Here is a 7,129-nt window from a genome sequence, read left to right on the forward strand (position 1 = left end):
ATGCCATCGGGCGGCGGGGAGCGATGTGCGAGCGCGCCCAACGAGGTCGCGACGGCGAGTTGGCCGCCCGCCGAATCGCCTGTGTCGGCGGCAAGTGAATACTGACCAGTGCGCGGCCGACTCCTGATCAGTTTTCGATTGCCGTTGACAGCCTGCGATCGCTACCGTGCGGGCTGATGTCGATTCTTCAGAGCCCGCCAACCACCGGTAGGCCCTCAGTGCGTCGTCAGCAGCCGCCGGATACGGGTAACGCGGAGCCAATCGATAGCGGACCGCGAAGACCGGGCGCAGCGACGCGGCAGACAGTTCGCCCAGCAGACCGCGATGGGTTTTGGGAGAGCACATCGAAAATGCGCCGCCGTGAATGTAAAGGATCGGTGGCCCGTCCGGGTTGACGTTCGGTGCGACGACCCAATCTCCCCTCACTCGATCGCCGGCGAAGACGGTGTCGACCAGCCTTACGCGCAGTCCTGGGCGTGGGCGGGACGCGATGAGCGCCGCCCGAAGCACCCGATCCATCACAGCAAGCCCGTACTGGTTGGACGGTAGTGCTTGCGTCAATGGGCGAAGGACCCCGCGTGCGGATGTTGCGATGAGGTAGCTTGTCAGGCTCGGATCCCAATCCGAGGAAACGGATATCACGATAAGCCAGCCAGCTTTTCGTTGGTGCGGCCCCCTGTAGCATCCCAAAGCCCGCGTATAGCGGATCGAGGTCGCTGGCGCGGGGCCACGTCGTCTTTGAAGTGGTGGGTATAAGAAGGAAGCAGGCCTTGTAGGAACCACTGTTACTGATCTACCGGCAGCCTTCAAAGCGACGCGCGCCGTCGTCGCCAGAGCCGCAGAGCTACGCGATCCAGAGCGGGTCGTCCCCCGGTCGAGCTGGCGCAGGAACGTAGGCAACGATGATGCAGCGACGGCTGTCGAAGTTCTCGATTACCGCCGACCGGCCGGCAGTTGCAAGGTCGCCTCACTGGGCACGCATATGCCCTCCTCGCTGGACACTGCCAGTTCCAGGTCGACCAGGCGCATTCCGCGGTCTTGGCGCTTGGCCACCACCCGCCCGGTAAGGGTCGCGGTCTGTCCCGGGTAGATCGACTTGATCATCGATATCTTGCGCCGGCGCAGGAGCGCGTCGGGGCCCGCCCAGTCGGTGAGGCCCCGGTCGATGAAGCCGTGAAAGAACAGCGTCGACAGGTAGATCGTTCGCTGGCCCTGGCTGCGTGCGTACTCCGGATCGTGATGGCCCGGGAACCAGTCCCACGTCGCCGCGGCGTTCATGCAGACCCGCTTGTAGGTGATAGGAATCGACACCGGCGTGATCTCGTCGCCGACAATGACGTCATCGAAGGTAAGGCCTTTGATGTCTGCAGTGCTGATCTTGGTCATGAGCGCCCCCGGGTTTACTGGGCTGTGTCGTAGCGGAACAGGACGTTGGTGTTGCGGGCGATGTTCTCGCCGTGCTGGTCGGTGTAGGTGGTAAGCGATGTGATGAAGACGCCGGTTCCCAGCCGAGTCGTCTTCTCGTCGGATAGCGAGACGATCTCCTCGACTATCCAAACGTGGTCACCGACTCGGGGTCGGCGCTCCAGCTCGGTGGTGGTGGAGGCGTTGATGATGTGGTGGCCGGGCAGGGGAACGTTGAGCGCGAAAAGCCCGTCCTCGCGGTGCAGGTGCGCGGGCGCCCATTGCGGGTTCATGCCCAGGGTCATCAGCAGGCCCGGTGGGCACTCGTCGCCCTCCCAGTACCGTGGGTTGGCGTCCTCAACCAGAGAGCAGTAGTAGAGGATCATCGATCGGTCGATCGGAAACCACGCCTGCTTTGGCTCGGAGCGACGACCGACCCAGGACCGGCCCTCCTCTAGAGTGCCGAACGCCATCCCGAGCCCGGTGACATCGTTGGTGTGGGAGCTCACGGTGTTGCCTTCCCTTCGATGGCGGGTTCGGGCAGGGGCATGCGGGACAGGATCGAACACATCGACTTGCCGGTCTCGTCGAAGCGCAGTGTTGCGGTTGCGCCGCCGCCGAGGGCTCCCCGCATGACGATGTTGAACGCATGCAGGCGAGGCAGCGTGTAGATCGTCACGGTTCCGGTGACCAGACCCTTCATGAAGGAGGTGATGGCCTCCGGCCGCAGTCCGCGTTGCAGCGCGGCAAAAGCCTCGGCGTCGCGGGCGAGCACCACGACGTTGGAGATGTCACCCTTGTCGCCTGAACGCACGAACGCCAACTCGTCAATGGTGGGCATCGAGCATCTCCTTGGCGGCCTGGACACGGACGTGCTGTGGGACGAACTCACGCGGTACCAGGGTCGGCCACAGCGCTATCACCTTGCGCACCGCCAGCGGCGCGCCGAAGGCGGTACCCACCGGACCGGCCGTCGCTGGCAGCAGCATCGCGCGGCGGGCGACCTCGGCCTCGCTGCGGGTGCGGCACTTGGCCACCATCCGGAGCTCGACCTCGTTGGGCTGGGCGTCGGGTGCCGGTCGTGGGGCCACCGGGCCGGCCAGCGCGTCCCAACCGACACGGTCGAAACGCATCTCCTGCGGAATGACACCCAGGTACTTGATGCGGCCGCGCACTAGCCTCTCGCAGAAGTCGGCCTTCTCCAGAGCATCGGGCCAGGGGATCATCGTGCGCCCCTCGGCGAGGTAGCCGTCCTCGTAGCCGATCTGCACCTTGAGCGTGTCCGGCCGTCGGCGGCCGGTCATGCCCGTGAGCTGCACGCGGTCGGGGCCGAGTTCTTTGACCTCGACACCGCCCATGTCGACGACACCGTCGGGCAGCAAATAGCAGAACGGGTCGTGCACTTCGTAAAGCAAATGCTCTTTGATGGTCCACTCGTTGAGCACCCCACCCGAGCCCGGCACCTTACTGATCACAGCGGTGCCGTCAGCCGACATCTCGGCCATCGGGAACCCGAGCCGCCACGGATCACGCGACAGCCGCCACTGCGAGGACATGCCGCCGGTCGCGATGCCCGCACACTCCAGTACATGACCGACGGTAAGCGCGGCGCCGATCAGGTCGGGATTACGCTCAAATATCCACCCGAAGTGGCGCATGAGCGGCCCGCAATAAAGCGCAGAGTCGGCAAGCCTGCCGCCGATCACGACATCGGCGTCGCCGTCAAGTGCGTCAATGATCCCGTCGGAGCCGGTGTACGCCGAGACAGCGACGATCCGGTCGGCGATGCGGTCGATGTCTTCTTCGCCGGACTCAAGGTGCGCGAATTGCCAACCCGAATCCCTGATTTCGGCGATTCTCCCCGTCAAGTCGTCGCCCTCAATGGTTCCGATGCGGGTGTCGGGATATCCGGCGTCACAGGCCACTCGCGCAGCGGCCAGTGCGGCGGCACCCGGGTTCGCTCCGCCCCCATTGGTCACGATGCCGACGTCGTTACGGCGGGCAGCGGGCAGCGCCTGACGCAGAATGGGTTCGACATCGGGCACGTACCCTTTACCCGGGTCACGCATCTTGGCACGGGTAAGGAGCGCAACGGTCAACTCGGCCAGCAGGTCGAAGCAGGCAAACTCGACACCGCCCTGCTCAATGAGTTCCACCGCGGGATCCACCATGTCACCCCAATAGCCGGCACCAGCACCGATCCGCACGCTGGCACTCATGCGCACTCCTGCGCCGCCTCGGCGCTTGCCGCCGCGATGTCGGCACTAGGCGGCGGCGCGCTTGGCGGTATCCCGCCGACTGCCGGATCGACAAAGGGCACGAATGCGGCGCGCCCGGCCAGCCGTCCTTTGCCGGTGACCCCCGCAGCAATCAGCATCGTTCCGGGCATCGTGTTTTCCTCCTCTCTGTCCCCGGCCGTCGACCGCAAAGCTCTTGGCCGCGGGCCTGTTAATTGGCGTTAGCGTACGCTGTCTTGACACCGCTCGGCAGTGACCCGAGGCCCGGCGTCCGGGTCAAGCGAATCGAGCTTCCCGAAGTTGTCGACGTTGCGCCACGCCAGAGGGGCGAGATTGCCTTTCTGCTCATGGGCTGGGGATTAGAACGACTCCGGCTGCTGCCGAGAAATCACGTATCCGGCGTGGCGTAAAGCCGGTCACTGGAAGTCGACGCACTACCGACACGCGGACTTGCGCGTCAATGTTAACGGCCGATAACGTATCACCGGGCGATTACGCTGCTGTCGAGCGGTGACGGAAGCTTCCCTCGAATTCCTCGGTGTGTCGCCTGAAGTTTGTCGTGGCCGGTGCAAACCCGGACCTGCGGGTGATTCAAGGGGTTGAGCGGTATGGAGATATCAGAGAGCCAGGAACGGCGGGATCTGCGGGCGGCGGTTGCGGCCATCGGGAAGTCGTACGGCCACGATTACTACCTGACCAAATCCCTGGGGGGCGAGAAGTCTACGGAACTGTGGCAGGAGGTAGGTAAGCAAGGTTTTCTCGGGGTGAATATTGCCGAGGAGTACGGCGGTGGCGGTGGGGGTATCTACGAACTGCATGCCGTGGGAGAGGAGTTGGCGGCGGCGGGGTGCCCGTTGTTGATGACGGTGGTGTCGCCGGCCATTTGTGGCACCATCATCCAAGCGTTCGGAACCGACGAGCAGAAACGGCGTTGGCTTCCGGGCATTGCGAGCGGCGAGATCATAATGTCGTTTGCGATCACCGAGCCCGACGCGGGCTCAAACTCGCACAACATAGCGACGACCGCCAAGCGGGACGGCGCCGACTGGGTTCTGCGTGGCACCAAGTACTACATCTCGGGAGTGGACGAGGCGCAAGCCATCTTGGTGGTCACCCGAACGGGTACTGACGAGCGTGGGCGCGGCCGGCTGTCGCTGATGGTGGTTCCCACGGACGCTGCCGGCCTGCAGAAGACTCTGATTCCCGTGCAAGCCGTGACACCGGAGAAACAGTTCACCCTGTTCTTCGACGATGTACGTGTTCCCGGTGACAACTTGATCGGCGCTCGGGACGAGGGACTGCGGCAGGTATTCGTTGGTCTGAATCCGGAACGGATAATGGGGGCGGCGCTGGGCAATGGGATCGGCCGGTACGCGTTAAACAAGGCATGTACCTACGCCCGGGAGCGCAGGGTGTGGGACACCCCTATAGGGGCACATCAGGGAGTCGCTCATCCGCTGGCGCACGCCAAAATTCAGGTTGAACTCGCACGCTTGATGACCCAACGGGCGGCCGCCTTACACGATGCCGGCGAGGCAGGGGCCGGCGAGGCGGCGAATATGGCCAAGTACGCGGCAGCTGAAGCCGGAATCCTTGCGCTGGACCAAGCGATTCAGACGCATGGCGGCAACGGTCTGGCTACGGAGTACGGGTTGGCGACGTTGTGGGGACCGGCGCGGTTGATGCGGACGGCACCGATCAGCCGGGAGATGATCCTCAATTATGTTGCGCAGCATAGTCTCGCGCTTCCACGGTCATACTGAACGTCGACTAGGTTTGGGTGGCTGCTTCCATGAGGTCAACGTGAGAACTTGGGCACTTGCCAGCGAGCCGGCTATCGCCGCAGTAGAAGAACTACCGCCAGGAAAGTACGAAGGCCACGACGGCGCGGGCATGCAGGAGTTGGTGCTTCGTCGGTTTCTGCAGAGCCATTCACTTGGTCCCCGCGATGTGGACGGCCTGCTGGTTTGCCCGTCCGGCATGGCCAGCGGTGCGGGTGCCGACATCTTCGTCCACGAGCGCCTCAATGACGTGTTGGGCATCCGGCCGCGCTTTTGTGAGACTGTCAACGTCGGTGGGGCGACCTACACGATCATGCTGTCGCGGGCTGCACTTGCAATCAGCGCCGGCCTTGCAAACGCGGTGCTCTGTATCGGTGCGGGGAAATTCCCCAAGGTGGGGCGGGGAGGCGGCGCCAACGCAATGGCGCGCATGATCAGCCACCCGGACTTTGAGTACCCATACGGCAGCTTCATCCCAGCCCTTTACGCCTTAGCCGCCACGCGGCATATGGCCGAACGCGGAACGAGCCGCGATGCTCTTGCCGCCGTGGCGGTCTCGAGCCGCGAGTGGGCGTTACGGCATCCAGATGCTTTGATGCGCAACGCGGGTCCGCTCACCGTCGAGATGGTTCTGGCTTCACGACCTATCGCGTGGCCGTTCAATTTGCTGGACTGCTCAGTACCGTGTGAAGGTGGCGCCGTGTTCCTAGTGGCCCATGGTGACCGCGCGCGGGAAATCACCGACCAACCGGCCTATGTATTGGGCTTCGGTGAACACCACGATCACGGCAACATCACCCACACCAGCGACTTCGCAACAATGGGTGCCAGCGTGTCAGCGCGTGCCGCGTTCGAAATGGCCGATCTTTCGCCTTCGGACGTGCAGGTGGCCGAACTGTACGATGCCTTCACGATCAACCCGATACTGCTGTTGGAGGAAACGGGGCTGGTGGCGGCAGCTAAAGGTGGCCACTTCTTCCTGGATGGGCGGGGGGCGCCCGGCGGTGACCTTCCGGTGAACACCTACGGGGGTCTGCTGTCATTCGGACACACCGGCGACGCGTCGGGAATGTCGATGCTGATCGAAGCTGCGCGCCAAGTGATGGGGAAGGCTGCGGATCGTCAAGTGTCTGCAGAAATAGCATTGGTACACACTTACGGCGGCATGATGGCAGACCATTCGACCGTACTCTTGGGGAGGACGCCGTGACAACTGCTCCCATGCCCACCGTGACTGACAGCACGGCCGTGTACTGGCAGCAGGCAGCTGTCGGGCGGTTTGTGCTCCCGAAATGTCGGGAGTGCAAGCGATTCCATCATCATCCCCGCCCTTGGTGCCCATACTGCTGGGCTGCGGATCTGGATTGGCAAGAACCTTCGGGAAAAGCGACGATCGTCACCTACACCGTCGTCCGTCAGGCCCCGTCGCCAGCTTTCACCGCTCCTTACGTCTTGGCGATAGTGGAGCTGGAAGAAGGACCTCGAATGATGACCAACGTGATCGAATGCAACGTCGATGAAGTGCGGGTCGGTATGGCTGTCGAGGTGGTCTTCGAATCACGAGGCAACCTGGCACTTCCGCAGTTCCGACGGGTCACGTCAACTGCGTGACGAGCCGACGCGAAAACTCACTTATCCAGCACCGATTACCTGTATTTGTGGGTGGATGGCATCCACCTCAAGGTGCGCCTTGAGGTGGAGAAACTC

8 protein-coding genes and 1 pseudogene are annotated in these 7,129 nt (G+C 63.4%); 3 read left to right on the plus strand and 6 right to left on the minus strand.

The annotated features are described in order from the left end of the window. The 6 genes and pseudogenes from AWC17_RS04545 to AWC17_RS32515 all read right to left on the minus strand — a co-directional run. Positions 1 to 639, minus strand: a pseudogene (locus tag AWC17_RS04545) (alpha/beta hydrolase fold domain-containing protein); the annotation flags it as partial. 294 nt (positions 640 to 933) lie between these two features. Then, positions 934 to 1,386: a MaoC/PaaZ C-terminal domain-containing protein gene (locus tag AWC17_RS04550; protein WP_007172211.1), complete on the minus strand. Its 453-nt coding sequence runs from the start codon at positions 1,384 to 1,386 to the stop codon at positions 934 to 936. Positions 1,387 to 1,400: 14 nt separating this feature from the next. Next, the gene (locus AWC17_RS04555) at positions 1,401 to 1,877 is read right to left on the minus strand and encodes an FAS1-like dehydratase domain-containing protein (protein ID WP_170826177.1); all 477 of its coding nucleotides are present in this window, start codon (positions 1,875 to 1,877) and stop codon (positions 1,401 to 1,403) included. Between the two features lie 32 nt (positions 1,878 to 1,909). Next, on the minus strand, positions 1,910 to 2,245 hold the full coding sequence (locus AWC17_RS04560; protein WP_007172213.1) for an AtuA-related protein: 336 nt from the start codon (positions 2,243 to 2,245) through the stop codon (positions 1,910 to 1,912). Next, positions 2,232 to 3,623, minus strand: coding sequence for an acyclic terpene utilization AtuA family protein (locus tag AWC17_RS04565; RefSeq protein WP_033721564.1), 1,392 nt, complete (start codon positions 3,621 to 3,623; stop codon positions 2,232 to 2,234). Before AWC17_RS04565 ends, AWC17_RS04560 begins: the two co-directional genes overlap by 14 nt. Next, entirely contained in the window at positions 3,620 to 3,793 is a 174-nt protein-coding gene (locus AWC17_RS32515) for a hypothetical protein (RefSeq protein ID WP_007172215.1), read from the minus strand. Before AWC17_RS32515 ends, AWC17_RS04565 begins: the two co-directional genes overlap by 4 nt. 456 nt (positions 3,794 to 4,249) lie before the next feature. Between AWC17_RS32515 and AWC17_RS04570 the strand changes: the two genes are divergently transcribed. Genes AWC17_RS04570 through AWC17_RS04580 form a run of 3 tightly spaced genes read left to right on the plus strand, consistent with a single transcriptional unit; the run spans position 4,250 to position 7,033 of the window. Further along, positions 4,250 to 5,404 carry an acyl-CoA dehydrogenase family protein gene (locus tag AWC17_RS04570; RefSeq protein WP_007172216.1) on the plus strand — a complete coding sequence of 385 codons (1,155 nt, stop codon included), beginning with the start codon at positions 4,250 to 4,252 and terminating at the stop codon, positions 5,402 to 5,404. A gap of 40 nt (positions 5,405 to 5,444) precedes the next feature. Further along, positions 5,445 to 6,632, plus strand: coding sequence for a thiolase family protein (locus AWC17_RS04575; RefSeq protein WP_033721567.1), 1,188 nt, complete (start codon positions 5,445 to 5,447; stop codon positions 6,630 to 6,632). Between the two features lie 20 nt (positions 6,633 to 6,652). Then, on the plus strand, positions 6,653 to 7,033 hold the full coding sequence (locus AWC17_RS04580) for a Zn-ribbon domain-containing OB-fold protein (protein ID WP_046185921.1): 381 nt from the start codon (positions 6,653 to 6,655) through the stop codon (positions 7,031 to 7,033). Positions 7,034 to 7,129 lie beyond the last annotated feature (96 nt).

It is taken from the genome of Mycobacterium nebraskense (assembly GCF_002102255.1).
In the GTDB taxonomy this organism is placed as follows: Bacteria; Actinomycetota; Actinomycetes; order Mycobacteriales; family Mycobacteriaceae; genus Mycobacterium; species Mycobacterium nebraskense.

Bases quoted from the DNA above. Each gene is read 5' to 3' on its own strand.
- AWC17_RS04570 (WP_007172216.1), top strand. From the start codon at position 4,250: ATGGAGATATCAGAGAGCCAGGAACGGCGGGATCTGCGGGCGGCGGTT.
- AWC17_RS04555 (WP_170826177.1), bottom strand. From the start codon at position 1,877: ATGGCGTTCGGCACTCTAGAGGAGGGCCGGTCCTGGGTCGGTCGTCGC.
- AWC17_RS04565 (WP_033721564.1), bottom strand. From the start codon at position 3,623: ATGAGTGCCAGCGTGCGGATCGGTGCTGGTGCCGGCTATTGGGGTGAC.
- AWC17_RS04560 (WP_007172213.1), bottom strand. From the start codon at position 2,245: ATGCCCACCATTGACGAGTTGGCGTTCGTGCGTTCAGGCGACAAGGGT.
- AWC17_RS04550 (WP_007172211.1), bottom strand. From the start codon at position 1,386: ATGACCAAGATCAGCACTGCAGACATCAAAGGCCTTACCTTCGATGAC.
- AWC17_RS32515 (WP_007172215.1), bottom strand. From the start codon at position 3,793: ATGCCCGGAACGATGCTGATTGCTGCGGGGGTCACCGGCAAAGGACGG.